Origin of the sequence: Chloroflexus islandicus (assembly GCF_001650695.1) — a bacterium.
Lineage (GTDB): Bacteria > Chloroflexota > Chloroflexia > Chloroflexales > Chloroflexaceae > Chloroflexus > Chloroflexus islandicus.
Genome location: NZ_LWQS01000114.1, coordinates 76,727 through 96,068 on the forward strand (window position 1 = coordinate 76,727; position 19,342 = coordinate 96,068).

Annotated in this window: 14 protein-coding genes; 11 read left to right on the plus strand and 3 right to left on the minus strand. The window is 60.7% G+C overall.

Annotation, left to right across the window (positions count from 1 at the left end; translation table 11 throughout):
• Positions 1–182 precede the first annotated feature (182 nt).
• Positions 183–1,583 (minus strand): adenylosuccinate lyase, encoded by a 1,401-nt coding sequence (gene purB, locus A6A03_RS19095; protein WP_066791437.1) that lies wholly within the window; start codon positions 1,581–1,583, stop codon positions 183–185.
• A gap of 206 nt (positions 1,584–1,789) precedes the next feature.
• On the opposite strand from purB, the gene A6A03_RS19100 reads away from it, so the two are divergent.
• The 7 genes from A6A03_RS19100 (at position 1,790) to A6A03_RS19135 (ending at position 11,572) form a co-directional block, all read left to right on the plus strand.
• Complete coding sequence (locus A6A03_RS19100) at positions 1,790–2,311, plus strand: MarR family winged helix-turn-helix transcriptional regulator (RefSeq protein WP_066791438.1); 522 nt, start codon at positions 1,790–1,792, stop codon at positions 2,309–2,311.
• A 120-nt stretch (positions 2,312–2,431) separates the two neighbouring features.
• The gene (locus A6A03_RS19105) at positions 2,432–4,258 is read left to right on the plus strand and encodes an efflux RND transporter periplasmic adaptor subunit (protein WP_066791439.1); all 1,827 of its coding nucleotides are present in this window, start codon (positions 2,432–2,434) and stop codon (positions 4,256–4,258) included.
• 18 nt (positions 4,259–4,276) lie between these two features.
• Entirely contained in the window at positions 4,277–5,524 is a 1,248-nt protein-coding gene (locus A6A03_RS19110) for an ABC transporter permease (RefSeq protein WP_066791441.1), read from the plus strand.
• Positions 5,525–5,585: 61 nt separating this feature from the next.
• Entirely contained in the window at positions 5,586–6,530 is a 945-nt protein-coding gene (locus A6A03_RS19115) for an NAD-dependent epimerase/dehydratase family protein (RefSeq protein ID WP_066791520.1), read from the plus strand.
• Positions 6,527–8,722, plus strand: coding sequence for a GAF domain-containing sensor histidine kinase (locus tag A6A03_RS19120; RefSeq protein ID WP_066791442.1), 2,196 nt, complete (start codon positions 6,527–6,529; stop codon positions 8,720–8,722). Before A6A03_RS19115 ends, A6A03_RS19120 begins: the two co-directional genes overlap by 4 nt.
• Before the next feature lie 384 nt (positions 8,723–9,106).
• Complete coding sequence (gene hisC, locus A6A03_RS19130; RefSeq protein ID WP_066791449.1) at positions 9,107–10,183, plus strand: histidinol-phosphate transaminase; 1,077 nt, start codon at positions 9,107–9,109, stop codon at positions 10,181–10,183.
• A gap of 159 nt (positions 10,184–10,342) precedes the next feature.
• The gene (locus tag A6A03_RS19135; protein WP_066791450.1) at positions 10,343–11,572 is read left to right on the plus strand and encodes a zinc-ribbon domain-containing protein; all 1,230 of its coding nucleotides are present in this window, start codon (positions 10,343–10,345) and stop codon (positions 11,570–11,572) included.
• 51 nt (positions 11,573–11,623) lie between these two features.
• On the opposite strand, the gene A6A03_RS19140 is transcribed toward A6A03_RS19135, so the two are convergent.
• Positions 11,624–12,793, minus strand: a complete 1,170-nt coding sequence (locus A6A03_RS19140) for a radical SAM protein (protein ID WP_066791451.1) — start codon at positions 12,791–12,793, stop codon at positions 11,624–11,626.
• A 594-nt stretch (positions 12,794–13,387) separates the two neighbouring features.
• Here A6A03_RS19140 and A6A03_RS19145 point away from each other — a divergent pair.
• Genes A6A03_RS19145 through A6A03_RS19160 form a run of 4 tightly spaced genes read left to right on the plus strand, consistent with a single transcriptional unit; the run spans position 13,388 to position 16,051 of the window.
• Positions 13,388–13,993, plus strand: coding sequence for a hypothetical protein (locus tag A6A03_RS19145; protein WP_066791452.1), 606 nt, complete (start codon positions 13,388–13,390; stop codon positions 13,991–13,993).
• A gap of 2 nt (positions 13,994–13,995) precedes the next feature.
• Entirely contained in the window at positions 13,996–14,346 is a 351-nt protein-coding gene (locus A6A03_RS19150; protein ID WP_066791453.1) for a winged helix-turn-helix domain-containing protein, read from the plus strand.
• Positions 14,347–14,388: 42 nt separating this feature from the next.
• A complete protein-coding gene (locus tag A6A03_RS19155) occupies positions 14,389–15,330 on the plus strand; it encodes an ABC transporter ATP-binding protein (protein ID WP_066791454.1) in 942 nt (313 codons plus the stop codon).
• Positions 15,320–16,051, plus strand: coding sequence for an ABC transporter permease subunit (locus A6A03_RS19160; RefSeq protein WP_066791455.1), 732 nt, complete (start codon positions 15,320–15,322; stop codon positions 16,049–16,051). The genes A6A03_RS19155 and A6A03_RS19160 overlap by 11 nt, the downstream gene beginning before the upstream one ends.
• A gap of 877 nt (positions 16,052–16,928) precedes the next feature.
• On the opposite strand, the gene A6A03_RS19165 is transcribed toward A6A03_RS19160, so the two are convergent.
• On the minus strand, positions 16,929–19,325 hold the full coding sequence (locus A6A03_RS19165; RefSeq protein ID WP_066791460.1) for a hybrid sensor histidine kinase/response regulator: 2,397 nt from the start codon (positions 19,323–19,325) through the stop codon (positions 16,929–16,931).
• Between the last annotated feature and the right edge of the window lie 17 nt (positions 19,326–19,342).

Genomic DNA, 19,342 nt, shown 5'->3' on the forward strand with positions numbered 1-19,342 from the left:
GAAAACGAACAGCGCGGCCCTAACCTCTCGGTCGCAGCCGCGGAATTATCTGGCAGATTAGCTTCCCTCCACCCATCGGAAGGACGGTGACGGCGCTATGCCGCTTGCACGGGCGCATCGCGGCGCGATGCTTCGGCGCAAGCGGCTAGCAACGGTAATACCCCGTGATAAAGACTGTTGCCTCACGTCCAATTGCCGACCGTCGCCTCATCGCGAAGTTGGGCAAGCTTCACCGCCAATCCAATATAGGCTGCCGGCGCTAGCGCCTGCAACTCAGCGCGCACAGCATCGCTCACCGGCAAGCTGGCGATAAAGCGGGCCAGCTCATCGGCGGTGAGGGCGCGGCCACGGGTAAACTCCTTGAGCAGCTCGTATGGCTCGGCAAAGCCTTCACGGCGCAGGATGGTCTGAATCGCTTCGGCCAACACTTCGGGATGGGCTTCGAGATCGCGGCGCAGACGGGTGCGATCAACGGCGACCTTTTGCAAGCCGCGTAACAAGCGCCGGTACGCGAGCAGGCAATAGCCGAAGGCCAGCCCTAGATTGCGCAGCACGGTGCTATCAGACAGATCGCGTTGCAGGCGCGAAATAGGCAACTTGCGGCTGAACAGCTCGAGCAACGCGCCGGCCAAGGCCAAATTACCCTCGGCATTCTCGAAATCGATCGGGTTGACTTTATGCGGCATGGTTGACGAACCGACTTCACCGGCACGCGCTGCCTGCACCAGATAGCCATCGCTGATGTAGCGCCAGCAATCTTGGCTGAGGTCGGTCAGAATGGCTCCAACCCGCTTGAGCGCATCGCAGAGCGCGGCCAAGGTATCGTGCGGCTCAATCTGGGTTGTCAGCAAGATCGGCTCAAGGTCGAGCGAACGAACGAAGGCGCGTGAAAACTTGAGCCAGTCGATCTGCGGCAACGCCGCCTGATGGGCGGCGAAGACGCCGCTAGCCCCATTGAGCTTGCCGGTGATGCGGATAGCGGCGACATCATTGATAGCGCGCCGCAAGCGCATGTAGAAGACGTTCATCTCTTTGCCGAAGGTGGTGGGGGTAGCGGGTTGGCCATGGGTGCGGGCCAACATCGGCGTAGCCGCCTCGGCGTCGGCCAATTGGCGTAACGGTTCGAGCAGCGCCTCTAGCGCCGGCAACAACACCAGCTCCCGCGCTTCTTTCACCATGAGCGCATAGGCCAAATTGTTGACATCTTCGGACGTGATCGCAAAATGCACCGCCTCAAGGTGGCTGGTCAAGCCAAGCGCCGTGAGCCGTTCGCGCAACCAATACTCAACCGCTTTGACATCGTGATTCACCCGCCGATCCCACGCGGCAATCGCCAGCGCATCTTCATCGCTAAACTGGCGGTACAGCGCGCGTAGCGCCGCTTGCTGCGGCGGGGTCAGCGGCGGCACAAAGGTGATGCCGCGGGCTCGGGAGAGAAAGATCAGATACTCAACCTCAACCCGCACCCGATAGCGAAAGAGCGCCGCTTCGCTGAAAAAGCCGGCTAGCGCCGCTACATCGTTACGGTAACGGCCATCGAGCGGGCCGAGCGCAGCCAAACGAGCCATATCCTCAGTGGTCATCGATTCCTCCGTATCATTGTTTGCTTGCTGTGCGGAAGGGTACCACAAAAATGGAGCAGGCATGGCACGGTGGCGAAAAGGCCATGATATTAGCTGTGCAAGACATTGACATTCCACTAGCAATCGGTTACGATGGTTATCAGAAGTCTAAATATTTGTTGCCAGAATAATTTACACCTTGAGCATACTTGCCAGTGAGGATGCGCATGCACGAGCACGACACCCGCTCTCATCATACCAGCGCGATTGACGATATTGTCCGCCAGATTACGTGGCAAAGCCAGAAGCAGTTATTGCAAACGCTCAGCCGGCCTGAAATCAATCTGACGCTGCCGCAGATGGTCACGCTGTTCGCCATTCGCGAAGCAGGCGTCTGCCGCATGAGCGAACTGGCTGAGATCACGCAGCAATCGGCAGGCACGCTTACCGGGATCGTCGATCGGCTGATTGATGAACATCTGGTCGGGCGGGTGCGCGATGTCGAAGATCGGCGCGTGGTGCAAGTGATGCTCACCCGGCAAGGCGAGCAGCGGCTGGCGCTGGTCGAGGCGGCCCGCCGCGCTGATATGGATCGGATTTTGGCCCGGTTTAGCCTCGAGCAACTACGCGACCTTGAGCATCTGCTGCAATTGTTGCTCGATGGGATTAATGAATTGATTAGCGATCGCGACCTCGCGCGCACCGCCAATGGTCAAACCAACCCATCATCACTCTCGCGCAGCGCTTAACCAACGCACCGTTCCGCAACCTTCTACATTATCACCCGTCAAATGGAGTAACGCTATCCCAGCTTCGTAGTATGATGATGCTGGTAGGTAGTGTGTGTGTCATCACGACTGAGGATCATTATGAGTCAATCAACCCGCCTCCGCCGCCGCCAGAACCGTCTGGTCTGGGGGATCGGCGCGTTGCTCATCGTCGGAGGCATCGTTGCCGGTCTCTTCTGGTTCAACCGCGGCCAACCCGCGAATGTCCGGCTCAACTATGCGCTTACCAATCCGCAACGAGGCCCGATTAGCGCCACCGTCAACGCCAGCGGCGCGATCCAGCCGCAGCAGGTGCTCGATCTGACGTTTGGCAATAGCGGGTTAATCAGCGCAGTGTTGGTGCAAGTTGGCGATCAGGTCACGGCAGGGCAAGCGTTAGCCCGGCTCGACACACGCGATCTCGAATTGCGGGTCGAGCAAGCAGCGGCGCAACTGGCGCAGGCCCAAGCGAGTCTCGACCGGCTGCGGGCCGGGCCGCGCGAAGCCGAAATTGCCGCGGCGGAAGCGCAATTGGCCCAAGCCCAAGCCCAATTGCGCCAGACGACCGGCAACGTGACCGAGAAGGATCTGGCAGCGGCGCGTGCGCAGGTCGAGCAGGCGCGGGCTAATCTCGAACGGCTCTTGGGCGGGCCGAAAGCCAGCGAGGTGGCGCAGGCGCAAGCGCAGGTCGATCAGGCGGCAGCAGCCTTGCAAGCCCAACGCGACTCGTTATCGGCGGCCAAGACGCGAGCCGAGTCGCAGTTGTTGCAGGCGGCGAATGCGTTGCGCGACCGCCAAGCTGAGTACAGCCGGATTTACAACGACAACCGCGAGCGCGAGCAGCAGTTGGCGCGGTTTGGCCAATCACTGCCGCAATCGGCGCTCGATACGGAAGCGGCGGCCCTGCGCGCCGTGCAAAATGCGGAAGAGCAGATGCGGCAAGCCCAAGTCGCTTTTGAGCAGGCCAAGCAAGCCGAGATTACCGGCATTGCCCAAGCCGAAGCGCAATTGCGCAGCGCGCAGGCCAACCTTGAGCGGATCTTGGCCGGGGCCGATCGCGATCAAGTCGCGGCAGCGCGGGCCCAATTGGCGCAGGCTGAAGCCAATCTGAACAAGTTGCTCGGCGATCAGCGGGCCGGCAGTTTGGCGGCAGCGCAGGCTGCGGTCGCTAGCGCCGAGGCTAACTTGCAACGGATCACCGCACCGCCGAGCGAGGCTGATCTGGCCAGCGCCGAGGCCCAAGTCGCCAGCGCCCGCGCCAGTTTAGCCCAAGCGCAATTGGCGCTAGAGCGAGCCACTCTCACTGCCCCCATTGCCGGCGTGGTGGCCGAGGTCAACCTTGAGATCGGCGAATTCTACAACGCGGCCCGGCCAGCGGTCGTGCTGGCCGATCTGAGCGGTTATTATGTCGATGTGACTGTTGATGAAATTGATGTTGCCCAGATCGCAGTAGGCCAACCAGTTACACTGGTGCTTGATGCCCTGCCCAATCTCGATCTACGGGGCAAAGTGGCGCGGATCAACCCGCTCTCGATTGTGCAATCGGGGGTTACGGCGTATACGGTACGGATCGTCACCGACAATCCGCCGGCGGCGGTACGTCCGGGAATGTCGGCCAGCGCCGATATTATCGTGGCCGAGAAGAGCGATGCGCTGATCGTGCCGCGCCGGGCAGTGCGCGCCGCCAGTGGCCAGTTCTTCGTTGATGTCACCGCTGATCCCGGTTTGTGCAACGTTGACATTGCCCAGCGCCCGCCACAACCGGCGTTGCAGGCTATCGCCGTGCAGTTGGGCTTGAGCAATGATCAAGTGATCGAGATTGTCTCTGGCAATATCGACCTGAACAGTTGCATCTATGTACCGGGAGTAGACGCGCGGATCAACCTGTTTAACGCCGGCGGGCCGCCTCCCGGCGTGCGGAACCGGTGATGGCGCGGAGCAACGTCTATGAACATCCTTGAAGCAATCCGCATTGCGTTCAATAGTCTGCTGGCCAACAAGCTACGGGCAATTCTCACGATGCTCGGCATTATTATCGGTGTGGGGGCTGTTATCGCGCTGCTAGCGTTGGGCGGCGCGATCCAAACGCTCGTCACCAGCGAATTGCAAGGACTGGGCAGCAATCTGGTCTTTCTCTTCGCCGGCACCAACGACCCGGAAACGAACCGGCGGGTGCCGCCACGTCTGACAAACGAAGACATTGCCGCTATCGCCGATCCGCTCAATGTGCCGGCGGTCGCAGCGGTCTGCGCCGAGTTCAGCCGGCGCGCGCTCACCACCTATAGCGGGGCTAGTTACGACGCGCTGATCGCCGGCGTCAGCGCCAACTACCCGCAAGTGCGCAATGCGCGGGTAGCCGAAGGCACCTTTTTTGATGAGCGGGCGATCGAACTGCGATCACGCGAAGCTGTGCTCGGCCATCGGGTGGCCAAACGTCTCTTCCCCGACGGCGCCGATCCGATCGGGCAGCGCATCCGCATCAACGGGATCGGCTTTCAGGTGATCGGGGTGATGGCAGAACGCGGCGGCAGTTTTGCCTCGAACGAAGACGACCAGATCTTCGTGCCGATCACCACTGCCCAAGACCGGCTCTTCCCGCCAGCGCAGAATGTCACCCGCCGGGTTGAAGTGACAGTAGTGTACATTCAGGCCCGCGATGAAGACAGCATCGATGCGCTGATCGACCAGATCACCGCCTTGCTGCGCCAGCGCAACGGCCTTACTTACCAAAACAACAACTTTACCATTGTCACCCAACAAGATCTGGTCAGTTCGTTTGCGACCATCACCGGTGCGATCACCATCTTTTTGGGGGCGATTGCCGCTATTTCGTTGGTAGTAGGCGGCATTGGGATTATGAACATTATGCTGGTAAGCGTGACCGAACGCACCCGCGAGATTGGCCTGCGCAAAGCGGTTGGCGCGCGGCGCAACGACATTCGCCTCCAGTTTCTGGTGGAAGCGACGGTGTTGAGCCTGATGGGAGGTGTGCTGGGCATTGCCTTGGGGTATGGCTTGGCCGCGATCGGCACCGCCCTGTTGGCTAACTTCTCGCCCAATGCCCGCGCCGAAGTCAGCCTTGACGCCATTTTGCTGGCGACGATCACGTCGATTGCAGTCGGTATTTTCTTCGGCCTCTATCCTGCCGACCGGGCCGCGCGGCTTGATCCGATCGCGGCGTTGCGGTATGAGTGAGCATGGTATACTGAAGAGCAATACACCGCATCATCCCACAGTAAAGAACATGTACGGCGATATGCGCATCTTGATCACCGGCTCGTCAGGCATGATCGGCACCAATCTCGGCCTGCGCTTACTGGCGGAGGGGCATCACGTCTTTGGGATTGACCGGCGGGTCAATCCATGGACTGATCGCATTCCAACGCTCTTGCAAGACCTTGCCACGCCGCAGCGCGACTTCCGGGCCGGGATCGGCGGCGCGCCCTATCCGCCGTGCGATCTGGTCGTACACCTAGCGGCCAACGCTAAGGTCTACGAGCTGGTGAGTGAGCCGTACCGCGCACTCGAAAACATCAATATTACCTACAACGTGCTCGAATATTGCCGCGCGCACGACTTGCCGCTCATTTTTGCCTCGTCGCGCGAAGTCTACGGTGACATTCACCGCTATATCACCGAAGAGACGCGGGCCGACTTCAGCTTCACCGAAAGCCCGTACTCGGCCTCGAAGATTGCCGGCGAGGCGCTGATCTACGCCTACGCGCGCTGTTACGGCCTGCGCTATATTGTCTTCCGCTTCTCGAATGTCTATGGCCGCTACGACAACGACCTAGCGCGGATGGAGCGGGTCATTCCGCTGTTCATTCACCGGATCAGCCGTGGTGAGCCGGTCACGGTATTCGGCGGCGATAAGGTGCTCGATTTTACCTATATTGACGACTGCGTTGATGGAATTGTGCGCGGGATCACTCGTTTATTTCGAGGAGAAGTGGTTAACCGCACGATTAACCTAGCCTACGGCGAAGGCAACACGCTCATCCGGGCCGCCGAATTGATCGGCCTTGCCCTTGGTCGCCGGCCTGAGATTATCGTCCAGCCGGCCAAGCGGGTAGGTGAAGTGAGCTACTACGTCGCCGACATCCGGCGCGCGCGCGAGCTGTTGGGCTATCAACCACAGGTGCCACTGGCCGAGGGGATCCAGCGCGCCGTGGCATGGTCGCATGGAGAGCAAGCGCCATGACTGAACCGCAGCAGGAGCTGGCAGCGATTGCCCAACCCACTATGCGTTTCATTCCGACCGAGCGGGTGCGGCGTTGGATGCAGGCGAGCACCGCGTGGCTGGCGTTGCAAGAGCCAGAGCGGCTCTTTCCGGCATTGGTCGCCGGCTTTGTTGAGGTTGTACCGGCGCTGCGGGCAGCGATTCTTTGGCTCGCCACACCCAGCGGCTTACAACCGGTGGCGCAGGCTGGATTAGCGATGCCGCCACACCTCGCGGCGCAATGGCGGCAGATCAAATTGCGGATGGGCGAGGGTGTGGCCGGTCTGGCGTGGCAACGTGACGCGATTGTACAACAGCACGGCGAGCATAGCTACCGCGAATTGCAGGGGTTGGTCTCGGCGCAGGCCCAAACCATTTTTCAAGAGTTAAGCGATCTCCTGCCGCGCAGTTTGACGATTACGGCCACGCCATTGCGGGCCGGCAATCAGTTTGCCGGCGTGCTGGAATTAATCGGCGTCGCGACTGAGTCGCTGGAGCTTGAGCCTGATGATTTAGAGATGATCGCCAGCATTGTGGCAGCGGCCATCCGCAATGCCCAGTTGTACGACGAGATCCGGCGCAGCAATCAGCGGTTGAAAGCGTTTGACGCCGTCGTCACCTCGATCAGCACCGCAGCCGATCTGCCCGATCTGGTGCAGAGCGTACTCACCGTGGTGTTGGAATTGACGCCGGCCCGCAGCGGCGCGCTCCTGATCTTCGATCCGGCGCAAGAACGCCTGCAGATCGGCGCATGGCGCGCGATTGATGTGGCTGCGCTGGCCTGTTTCGATCAAGCACCGGTTGATGCTAGTCCATGCGCCGAAGTCGTGCGTTACGGCCAGCCGGCGATCCGGCCCCTGCTGAGCGAGCGCGGCGAGACGGCATTAATCTCGGCTGGCGTGACCGCCGCCGCCTACTTGCCCTTGCTGGCCGGCGGCACCGTAACCGGTGTGTTAGCCCTCTTTGGCGATCTTGACTTGACGAGCCAGATCGATAAGGACTTGCTGATGCCGATCTGCAATCAGGTCGGTTTTGCAATTGCCAACGTGCGGCTGTATGAGGACAGCCAGCGCGAGCGCCGCAAGCTGAATACGGTGGTCGAGTCGATTGCCGAGGGCGTGTTGCTCTGCGATCGGTATGGACGCTTGACCTTGGCGAATCAGGCGGCACACGACTTGCTCGAACAAGACAACCTCAGCTTTGAGATGCCGTTAGCCGCCATTCCTGACTTATACGATTTGCGCGATCTCGACGGCAATCCGCTGACGCCTGACGATCTGCCGTTTACCCGCGCCTTGCGCGGCAACACCTTCTACGATTACCGGTTGATGCGCCGGCGGGCAGATGGGAGTGAACGCTTTTTCAGCTTCACCGGCGCGCCAGCGGTGAATGAGTACGGTGAAGTGGAAGGGGCGGTGATCACGTTCCGCGACATCACCGCCAACCAGAAGGTGCAACGCGCCAAAGACGAGTTTCTGGCGGTGGCAGCGCACGAATTGCGCAGCCCGCTAGCAGCGGTGCGCAGCTACGCCGATCTCTTGCTCCGCCGCGAACAGCAGCGTGACGGCGATCCACGTGATATTCACGGGTTAACCATTCTCACCCAACAAGTCGCCCACATGCTGCGTCTCGTCGATAACCTGCTCGATGTGTCACGGCTCGATGCCGGCCAGTTCGATCTCCAATACCAGCCAACCAATCTGGTGATGCTTGCCCAGCAAGTGATTGACCAGCAGCGGCCCAGCGCCGGCAATCGTGAACTCTTGCTCGAAACCGAAACGACCGAATTACTCGTCACCTGCGATGCTGTCCGCATCCGGCAAGTGTTGACCAACTTGCTCAACAACGCGATTAAATACAGCCCGCCCGATAGCGTGATCAGTGTGCGCCTGCGCAGCGCGCTGCTGCCGGCCAACAGCGCGCCAGCCGTCTTGATCAGCGTCAGCGATCAAGGGCCGGGCATCCCGGCAAGCGAACAAGAACGGGTCTTCCAACGCTATTACCGGTCACCGGGGCGGCGGGGCGAGGGATTGGGCCTCGGTTTGTATCTGAGCCGCGAAATTGTGCAGTTGCACGGCGGCCAGATCTGGATCGAGAGCCGCGAAGGGCAGGGGAGCACATTTATGGTGCTGTTGCCGGTTGAGCGGCCACGAGAGATGGGGAGTAGGGAGTAAGGGATACACACAGTGGGGCAAACAGCGAGATGCTCCCACATCATCTGGTTATTGTAAGGGGGTGAGGCACTATAGCGTATCGTCCTGCACCTCAAGCACCATGATGTTGGATGGTGCGCAAATGCAACAGATGACCAGTGGTTGCATCTCGCCCTCGCGGGAGATTGCTTCGGGCGCTGCGCGCCCTCGCAATGACAATAGATCAGACGGCGGGTTGCCGCCAAAGGTGGCTCGCGCCGGCACGGCAGCGAACAGCAGGAGTTTCCCGCCCCGACCAGAGATTGCTACGGGCATTGCGCGCCCTCGCAATACAACGAAGAGCATCATACACACCGGCTTATCATTAACCATCCGACAGATTTGCAATGACCCGGAGTCTTGCCTGTGCCGATCCGAAAGAAGCCGTTTCTCCAAGCACTCTCACCGGCGCCGCCGCCCCGACTTGGGCCGGCAGGGCCGCCACCGATCCGCATGGCGGCCAACGAAAACCCGCTAGGGCCATCACCGCGGGCAGTGGCGGCGGTGCAAACAGCGTTGGCCGAACTCCATCGCTACCCTGATGCCGGCGGGGCGGCGCTCAAACATGCACTGGCCGCACGCGCCAACCTTGCTCCGGAAAGCGTCATGCTGGGCAATGGCTCTGACGAATTAATTCTGTTGATCTGCCATGCCATGCTGGGTGAAGGCGATGAAGCGGTGCTGGCGCAAGGCTCCTTCATCAGCTATGCGCGGCGAATACAGGCGCAGGGTGCGATTGCACGCCAGATTCCGCTGCGCGATATGACTCATGACTTGCCGGCCATGGCCACGGCAATCACGCCGAACACCCGGCTCGTCTTCGTCTGCAATCCCAACAATCCCACCGGCACGACGGTCGGAGAGGCGGAACTGCTGGCGTTCCTCGATCAGGTACCGGATGAGGTGCTGGTGGTGGTTGATGAAGCCTATATCGAGTTTGTCACCCGGCCCGATTTCCCCGATCTGCTGCCGCTCATCCGGGCCGGACACGATAATCTGCTGTTGTTGCGCACCTTTGCCAAGATCCACGGCTTAGCCGGCCTACGGCTTGGATATGCCTTTGGCGCACCCGACCTGATCGCTTATCTAGAGCGGGCACGGCCAGTCTTCAACGTCAATGCGCTAGCGCAGATTGCCGGTCTGGCTGCACTTGACGATACCGACCATCTCGCCCGATCGTTGGCCCACGCTGCGCACAGCCGCACGGTGCTGAGCGAGGGTTTGCGGGCATTAGGGTTAACCGTCATTCCCGGCGAGACGAACTTTGTGGCTGTGGCAGTGCCTGACGATCAGGCGCTGGCGGCGGCGTTGGCCCAACGTGGAGTGTTGGTGACACCGCTCAGTGGCTGGGGTTTGCCGGGTTGGATCCGGATTTCGTTCGGCACCGACGACGAAAATCGCGCTTGTATTGCCGCGTTGGGTGAGATATTGGCCAATGAGTGAACGATATGCACTGCTGGCTGCGGCTGGTGCGTCTATGCACGAGGGTGGCATACCGCAGGGCGGCAGCCCGCACTCCTAGGCCCTACGCCGGCAAGCCGGCAGCCCACGCTCCCGGCCATCTATTGACACCGAGAGGTCACGCACTGATCAGGAGAAGATATGAGCGAACCGCAACGACCATCTTTTTGCCCGCAATGCGGCCACAAACTAACGGCGGACGATCGTTTTTGCCCGGAATGCGGTGCGCGCGTGCCAGAAAAGGTCGCGCCGCCGACCACCATCATCCCGCCTGACCAGCCTGCTGCTGCGCCGCCGACCACCATCATCCCGCCTGACCAGCCTGCTGCTGCGCCGCCGACCACCATCATCCCGCCCGACCGTCCCGCCGCTGCGCCGCCGACGACCATCATCCCACCGGAACGCCCCGCTGCGCCGCCGACGACCATCATCCCACCGGAACGCCCCGCTGCGCCACCGACTACTGTCATCCCACCGGAACGCCCCGCTGCGCCGCCGACCCCACCGGTCATCCCGCCCGCCCAAAGCGCCGGCAGTCCACCCGATCCATTTATACCGCCACCGCCATCGTATGGGATACCGGCCAGCAGTTCTCCGCCGTACCACATGCCAGCGAGCGCCGAGATCCAAGCCACCCCTCCGAACAACAAGCTCGTCTGGTTACTGATTGGCGGTATCAGCTTGCTGCTGCTCATCTTTATTGGCGCATGCGTCTTTATCGTGATCTCACTGTCCTCGTTTAACATCAACAACGTGACCACTACATCGACCCCGGTTGTCATAGAGCCTTCGACGGGCGGCGGCGGCGCAGTAGGTTCCGTGATTGGCGGCGAAATTGTCTTCCGCGATGATTTCGAGAACCCAGCGGACAGCAACTTAGGCGCGAGTGAAGACAGCAGCGCGCGCTACGCTTACGAGCAGGGAGACTACGTTATCGAAGTCAAGGAACCGGAGCTGCTGGTGTGGGCATTGGTTGACGGCAGTTATCGCAATGTCGTGATCGAGACAAGTTATTCAATCCCAGCCAATAGTCCGGGTGGCGCCGCCGGATTGATCTTTCGCTATCAAGACGAAGACAACTTCTACCTGTTTAGCGTCTCGAACGACGGTTACTACGCGCTCGAACTGCTGGAAGACAACCAGTGGGTGACGATCATCGACTGGACGCAGCACGAGGCCATCAACCCGGAAAACAACCGTATGCGGGTTGAGCTGCGCGGCGACGAGATTACGCTGTACGTCAACGACCGCCGGCTCGAGCAGACGCGCGATCCGACCTTTACCCGGGGCGAGGTTGGGTTGGCGGTGACCAGTTTCGATGAGAGCGGGATCATCGTGCGCTTCGACGAAATCACAATTCGAGCGCGGTAGCCACATTGCGGTGCAATGCCGTCGCCGTAGGGGTAAGGCAGAGCAACGCTCCTACGGCAACGGCCACAACGGCAATTGGCGAGCGGCGGCGCGACCATCGAGCAACACAAACGGCGCCGCCCAATTGATATTCACGCCAAACCGGCGCAAATCGCCGAGATCGCGCAAGCGCTGCTGGCGGCGAGCAGTGAGGATGCGAGCAGCGCTGCGCGGGCCAATGCCGGGCACACGCAGCAGTTGCTGGCGCGAGGCGGTATTCACTTCAACCGGTTCATGCAGATAGCGCGCTGCCCAAGCCTGTTTGGGTGTACAATCGCGCGGCAGATGACCCCGCTCGTCAAACGGCAGCTCAGCTACGGTAAAGCCATACTCGCGCAGCATTGCCTCAGCCTGATAGAGGCGGGCGGCGCGGATGGGATCCTCAGCGGGCAGATCACTAAACGGAGATCGTTCGATGGGGTGAAAAGCGCTGAAGTAGCTGCGACCGAGCTGGATCGTCTGCTGAGCGTATGCGACAGTATAGAGCAACTCAGCATCGCTTTCGCCAGCGGCGCCGACCACGAATTGGGTAGTGATCGAGCGGGCCGCCGGTAAGCCGGCAGCGCGCCGCTGCTCGATCACTTGCCGCGCCCACGCCAACCGTTGCCACATTGCCTCGGCAAACTCCTTTTCGGGGGCTAACACACGCAACCGGTCTTGATTCGGCGCTTCGAGATTGAGGCTCACCCGATCGGCCAATGCCACCGCTCGCTCGATATACTCAAACTGCGCACCCGGAATCAGCTTGAGGTGGATATAACCGCGAAACCCCTCGCGCAAGCGCAACTGCTCGACCGTGGCCAGCATCCGCTCCATCGTGGCGCCGGCATCAGGCACAATCCCCGACGAGAGAAATAAGCCTTCAGCTCGCCGCTGCTGGTGTAGATGGACAAACACTGTCGCCAGTTCGCCGGGTTTGAAGGTGGTGCGGCGGCGGCGCATAGCGCAGGAGGTAAAACAGTACGGGCAACTAAACCGGCATGCATTGGTTTGCAGCACCTTGAAGAGCCGGATCGAACCGCCACCCGACCGTTGCGCGTCGTAGAGAAAACCGGTGGCATGCGTGATCCCTTGCCGGACACTCGCGGTCAGCGGCGGATCGGCGATCTCATCGGTGGCTTCTTGGCTGAGGATAGCCAGTTTTTGCTGCAGATCCGGCTCGACGACAACTACAGGCGGCATCGACACCTCCTTGCTAGGTATTATCATTATAGAACATTTGTTTGATATTGGCAAGAAAGCAAGCTATGCGCCTTGAGATATGGTTGCTGCTGCCTAGAGAGGTGTGCGACTCCCTCGCCTAGCGGGTGAGAATTCAAGAGCGAACAGGGAACCCGGCCCTGAAGAGCCGGGCTATGGTTACGAAGCCCGCTGCGCGGGCTGATGGCCATCACCCCCAGCCCCCTCCCCCGCTGGGGGATTAGCCCCCACCCCTTGCCCCTCCCCCGCTGGGGGGAATTGCCCCCACCCCTTGCCCCTCCCCCGCTGGGGGAGGGGTGAATAGTGTACCGCAGAGAACGCCGAGGGCGCAGAGGGTGAGGAGCATTCCCCTGCGTTCTTGGCGTTCTCCTGCGTCTTTGCGTTAAAACCTCTGCGGCTTTGCGCGCTTTGCGCCTTGCAGCAGCTCTCACCTCCCCGGCTCTCTTGCGCGTCTGACAATGAGCGAGAGGGAGCTGCTGTCTCCCTCCTAACACCATAACCACTTGACAAGCTCATTCTGGCATCCTATACTAAAAACAGGTTTACGACATAGACTGGTTTACAAAAGGTATAACAATGAACCCGGTTCCTGATCTTAGCCAGCGCACCCGGCGCTACTGGATGATCGACGGTTTGCCGGAACTGCTGATCGGCAGCATCTTTCTGTTCACCGGCTTGGCCCAGCTTGCGCCACTGGTTGCGCCGGCCAACATCGCCGGCTGGGCCAATCTCTTGCTGCCGCTCGTACTGCTCCCGCTGATCCTGTTGGGCAGAAGGATCCTTCACGCGCTCAAGATGCGCATCACCTACCCGCGCACCGGCTATGTCGCCTATCACCAACCGCCACGATGGCAACGCGCACTCGGCGGGTTGGCAGGAATCGGGGTAGGCATTGCCTTGGCCAACCTTACCTTTAATGCCCAGCTTGCGGCGGCAATGATGCCGGCGCTGACCGGTTTTACCTTGGCCGCCGGTTTGGGCTATCTCGGCGCGTATCTCGGCATGCGGCGCTTCTACGCCTTAGCTGCGTTTGTGGCGGCGCTTGGCCTCCTCATGTACTGGATGCCAATTGACGGTTTTCTCGGCGCGAGTCTGGTGATCGCAGCGGCAGGCGTATGGATGCTGATTGCCGGCAGTGTCACGCTCTACCACTATCTCCAACACACCCAGATCGAGGCATAACGATGAAACTCCAGATGCACCAATTGGCCAGCCTTGATCGTCTTATCCACGAGCCGGCGCGCCTGATGATCGTGGCGCTGCTCTATACCGTTGAGAGCGCCGATTTTCTCTTCTTGCAACGCGAGACCGGCCTCAGCAAGGGGAATTTGTCGGTGCATCTCGCCAAGCTCGAACAGGCCGGCTACGTGCAGATCGAGAAGACCTATCGCGGCAAGTTGCCATTGACCCTCTGTTCGTTGACCGAGACCGGGAGGGAAGCGTTTCAGCACTACCGGCGCAGTTTGCACCATCTGGTGGCCGCCACCGGCGATGATAATGAGCGGCCAGCTATGACGCCAGCGCCAGCGGGGTAGGGAGTAGCGGCCGGTGAGCAGCTAGCCGATCGGAGGCGCGTGATGAACACTTTCGCCATCCGCACCCAGCAACTGACCCGCACCTTTGGCCCGGTGCGAGCAGTTGACCAGTTGACGCTTGAAGTCCGGCAGGGTGAGATTTTCGGCTTTTTGGGCCCGAACGGATCGGGCAAGACGACCACGATCCGGCTGTTACTGGGTTTATTGCAACCCGACGCCGGCCAGATCGAGGTGTTGGGCGTGCCGGTGCCGCAACGAGCTGCCGAGGTGCGCGAGCGCACCGGTGCGCTGCTTGAGCACGCTGGCTTGTACGAACGCCTGAGCGCCGCTGACAACCTTGATTACTATGGGCGCATTTGGCGGATGCCGGCAGCCGAACGCAACCAACGCATTCACGAATTGCTGGCATCGCTGGGGTTGTGGGAACGGCGCAACGAACAGGTCAAGACGTGGAGCCGCGGTATGAAGCAGAAGCTGGCGATTGCGCGCGCGCTCTTGCACCGGCCCCAACTTATCTTTCTCGACGAACCGACCGCCGGCCTTGACCCCATTGCCGCCGCCTCGCTCCGCGACGATCTGCGCACACTGGTTGAACGGGAAGGGGTGACGGTCTTCCTCACCACGCACAATCTGGCCGAAGCTGAGAAGCTCTGCCATCGGGTCGGGATTATCCGGCAGGGCCGGCTCTTGGCGCAAGGCAGTCTTGCCGAGCTGCGCCGCCACGAGGCGCTACACCTTGAAATGATCGGGCGCGCCTTCACACCGCACGTCGTGACGGCCCTCCAATCCCAACCGGCTGTGAAGCGAGTGGAGGCCAACGGCGCGCGCCTGCTCATCGAACTCGCTGCCGCGAGCGATCCGGCGCCGCTGGTGAAGCTTGTGGTCGAACACGGCGGGCAGGTCGAAGAAGTCCATCGCAGCAACGCCAGCCTCGAAGAGGTCTTCCTGACCTTGATGGAAGAGGAGGAAGCCCATGCTCACTGACATCTGGACGGTCATGCGCAAAGAGTTGCAAGAGGCGTTCAACCTCGGCGATCGGGTCGGCAAGTTTGGCCTGCTCTTCATGATGTTCTCATTCGGTATCTTATTGCCGTGGCAAATGGGAAGATCGTGGGTCGAGTCACCAATCACGCTCGTTTACTGGAGCTGGGTGCCGCTCTTTCTGGTCAACGCGGTCGTGGCCGATTCATTCGCCGGCGAACGTGAACGGCACACACTAGAAACCTTGCTCGCCAGCCGGCTGCCCGATCAGGCGATTTTATTCGGCAAACTGCTGGCCGCGTTAGCGTATGGGGTCGGGCTGACATGGGCAAGCCTACTGGTAGGGCTGGTCACGATCAACCTCTTTCACGGCGAAGGACGCTTGCTCTTCTACCCGCCAGCGGTAGCGTTAGGCGTGATCGGTATCTCATTGCTTAGCGGCGGTCTCGCTGCCGGCGCAGGAGTCTTGGTGTCGCTGCGGGCAAAAAGCGTGCAGCAAGCCACGCAGGTGTTGAGCATCGCCATCATGGCGCTGATCTTCATACCCACGTTTGGCCTACAGGCATTGCCGGCAGCGTGGCAAGAACGGCTGTGGAATATAGTTTCCGGCTGGAATGTGACGCAGGCAGTGCTGGTTGCAATCGCGGTATTGGCGGTGCTCAACAGTGTGTTGATCGGTGCAGCGATGCGCCGTTTCCAGCGAGCGCGGCTGATCGCTGACTGAGGCTGGTGGGGGACTGGTACCGCCGAGGGCGCGGAGTGATCCCTACTTTCTCTGCGCCTCTGCGGTCAGTATTATTGGCCCCCATCTCCGCTGGGGGGGAATTGTCCCCACCCCTTGCCCCTGCCCCGCTGGGGGAATTGGCCCCACCCCCAGCCCCTCTCCCGCTGGCGCGGGAGAGGGGGGCGGAATAGCCACCAAAAGACACAAGCAGCACAAACAATCGTTGTGGTTTTTGCGTCTTGTTGTGGCTACTCCACTGCTGCTTCGGGTTAGCCCTCACCCACCTCACAGCGGGTTCAAGGGCGGACAGAACATCTGTCTGGTACCCGGCCCTGAAGGGCCGGGCTAGGCTTACGAAGCCCGCTGCGCGGGCTGCTGACCCTCACCCCCAGCCCCTCTCCCGCTGGGGGAGGGGGGCGGAATAGCCACCAAAAGACACAAGCAGCACAAACAATCGTTGTGGTTTTTGCTTCTTGTTGTGGCTACTCCACTGCGGCTTCGGGTTAGCCCTCTCCCACCGATCCGCTCCCACCTCACGGCGGGTTCAAGGGCGGACAGAACATCTGTCCAGCACCCGGCCCTGAAGGGCCGGGCTAGGCTTACGAAGCCCGCTGCGCGGGCTGCTGACCCTCACCCCCATCCCCGGCCCCCGCTGGGGGAATTGGCCCCCACCCCCAACCCCTTCCCTGCTGGGGGAATTGGCCCCCACCCCCAACCCCTCCCCCGCTGGGGGAGGGGTGAATAGTGTACCGCAGAGGACGTCAAGTGTGCCGAGGGTGAGGAGCATTCCCCCCTCTGCTTCCTTTGCGTTCTCTTGCGTCTTTGCGTTAAAACCTCTGCGGCTTTGCTCGCTTTGCGCCTCGGCGTTACCCTCGTTTCACCGCAGCGAGGCCGGTTCGGTGATGCCGGCGAGGGTGCGGCGGGTGCGTTCACGGTCGTGGTAGGCGGCTTGGACGGCAGCCATCAGCTCATCGGCGGCAAACGGCTTGCGGAGCACCGCATACGCGCCGCTCGCCGCCATTGCGGCTACCTGATCCGGCTCAATATGGCCGGTAAAGAGAATGACACTAGCGACCGGATCGTAAGAACGCAAGACATTGAGCAACGTGATCCCATCGAGTTCAGGCATCACCACATCACTCAGCACCATATCAAACTGGTTAGCGGTATAGATAGCGACCGCCTCGGCGCTGTGAGCGCAATAGGTGACACGGTGGCCGGCTCTTTCCAACAACTCAATTAATCCGCGCGCCGCCGCTTCATCATCATCGATAACGAGCAGATGCAGTGAAGGGATCGGCGCCGGCGCCGCCTCGGCTGGCTCTTCCTGCACAATCGGCAAGCGGATGGTCATCGTCGTTCCCTTACCCACCTCGCTCTCAACCTCGAAGCGACCGTTGTGATTTTGGATAATCCCATACGACACTGCCAACCCTAAACCAGTGCCCGACTGGTTGCCGGTAGCATTTTTCGTCGTAACAAACGGCTGAAAGATCTGGCGACGGATGGCTTCGGGAATGCCACAGCCAGTATCCTCAACTTGCAACACAATCCAGCCTTGTTCTGGTTTCAGAGTGACAGTCAACACGCCACCCTGCGGTTTCATCGCATCACGAGCATTGGTGAGCAGATTGAGGAAGACCTGCGCGATCTGGCCGGCATCACAGATCGTCAGGGGCACCACCTCGATCTGGCGCACCACCTGAATGCTGTGTTTGCGTAATTCAATCTCCATCAAGGTGAGCGTACCATCAATCACCTCACGCAAATCCGACAGCTCACGCCGTGATTCACGCCGGCGGGCGAAGGTCAGCAGACTGCCGGTAATGCTGCTCCCGCGCTTGCAAGTATCGAGCACCACCTTTAGGGCCTCATTTTTCGTTTCAACCTCGTCGTCGGCTAACCCTAATTGGGCATAGCCGAGCATCCCAGAGAGCAGGTTGTTAAATTCGTGCGCAATACTGGCAGCGAATGTACCAACGGCAGCCAGCTTCGCTGACCGGCCCAACTCGATCTGCATTTCTTGCCAGCGGCGAAAGAGGCGCGCGTTTTGAATCACGGCGGCAGCGTGGCGGGCAAAGGCGGCCAAGAGGCGTTGCTCATCTTCTTTGAGGCCGCGTACCTGCTCAAACGCTAGGCAGACGGCGCCAAGCGGTTGCTGCTCATCCAACAGCGGCAAGAGAATGATCGCTTGCCAAGGTGAGTGTTCGGTCAAGGCAGCCACTGGCGCCAGCGTCTGCACGTGCCGGTCGGTAAAGAGCGTGACGCGCCGTCGTTCGAGGGCGAGATCGTAGTCACGGGGCAACGGAATGGGTTGCGGCCCCACACCTTCGGTCGGCGCCGGCAAATGGTGCGACGCAACCAATTGCAGATTGCCATGCTCGTCGTACAGCGTCACCCATGCGCTATCCGCTTCCATCAGCGCACTTAACCGTTCGCCGAGCAGATTGAGCATCGTTGGCACATCACGGCTCGCCATTAATGAGACAACCAGACTTTGCAGATGTTCGCTTTGGCGTGAGAGGGATAACAGCCGGGCGTTGGCTGTGCGCAGTTGGGCATCAGCGATGCTTAACGCCTCTTCGAGTTTGTGCTGGCGGCGCAAACTAATCTGCACCATTGCTAGCGGGGCGATGCCTAGGGCAAAGGCCCACACCTCCTGCTGCCAGAGAATAGCCAGCATCCCACCCAGCGGGGCAAAGATGAGCGCATACCAACTCGCATCGTCGAGACGCCAGTGCAGCGCCGCCGGCAAGGGTTCCCCCATCATCGGCGCGATCAAACTCGCGCTGGCCACCCGTTCGATCAGATAGATAACCAACCCGCTGCCGATCAACCCAATAAGCGCCGATGGCGAAGCAATGGTTGCGCCATAGGTGTGCTGTTGGACAAAGATCATCAACACCACGCTGCCGGCGGTTAAGGCGATCCAGCGCGTCGCAGCCAACGAGAGCGCCTGCCACCATGGCGCCGCGCGCGCTAATGCGCCGGCCACCGCGCCAATAGCAACCGCAAGCAGAAACAGCGGCCACGGCAAGATGATCATCGCGGCAATGAGCAAGACGAGCGTTACGGCAAGTGGACGATCATGCTGGCGCACAATGGTCAAGGCTTCAAAGATGGTTAGACCGAGCGCAAAGAGGATCGCAGCCAGCCACGTGCCCGCATCGAGCGGGGTAGCCGGCGCTAAGAGCCAAGATATCGCCCCCACTAGGATAGCAGCGCTCCACAATCCGATCAGCGATCCGCGCACGGGCGACGGAATGGTATGCATGAAGGCGTCTCCTTGTA

Coding starts and splice junctions, on each gene's coding strand:
- purB (WP_066791437.1), bottom strand. CDS start 1,583: ATGACCACTGAGGATATGGCTCGTTTGGCTGCGCTCGGCCCGCTCGAT.
- A6A03_RS19100 (WP_066791438.1), top strand. CDS start 1,790: ATGCACGAGCACGACACCCGCTCTCATCATACCAGCGCGATTGACGAT.
- A6A03_RS19105 (WP_066791439.1), top strand. CDS start 2,432: ATGAGTCAATCAACCCGCCTCCGCCGCCGCCAGAACCGTCTGGTCTGG.
- A6A03_RS19110 (WP_066791441.1), top strand. CDS start 4,277: ATGAACATCCTTGAAGCAATCCGCATTGCGTTCAATAGTCTGCTGGCC.
- A6A03_RS19115 (WP_066791520.1), top strand. CDS start 5,586: ATGCGCATCTTGATCACCGGCTCGTCAGGCATGATCGGCACCAATCTC.
- A6A03_RS19120 (WP_066791442.1), top strand. CDS start 6,527: ATGACTGAACCGCAGCAGGAGCTGGCAGCGATTGCCCAACCCACTATG.
- A6A03_RS19135 (WP_066791450.1), top strand. CDS start 10,343: ATGAGCGAACCGCAACGACCATCTTTTTGCCCGCAATGCGGCCACAAA.
- A6A03_RS19140 (WP_066791451.1), bottom strand. CDS start 12,793: ATGCCGCCTGTAGTTGTCGTCGAGCCGGATCTGCAGCAAAAACTGGCT.
- A6A03_RS19145 (WP_066791452.1), top strand. CDS start 13,388: ATGAACCCGGTTCCTGATCTTAGCCAGCGCACCCGGCGCTACTGGATG.
- A6A03_RS19150 (WP_066791453.1), top strand. CDS start 13,996: ATGAAACTCCAGATGCACCAATTGGCCAGCCTTGATCGTCTTATCCAC.
- A6A03_RS19155 (WP_066791454.1), top strand. CDS start 14,389: ATGAACACTTTCGCCATCCGCACCCAGCAACTGACCCGCACCTTTGGC.
- A6A03_RS19160 (WP_066791455.1), top strand. CDS start 15,320: ATGCTCACTGACATCTGGACGGTCATGCGCAAAGAGTTGCAAGAGGCG.
- A6A03_RS19165 (WP_066791460.1), bottom strand. CDS start 19,325: ATGCATACCATTCCGTCGCCCGTGCGCGGATCGCTGATCGGATTGTGG.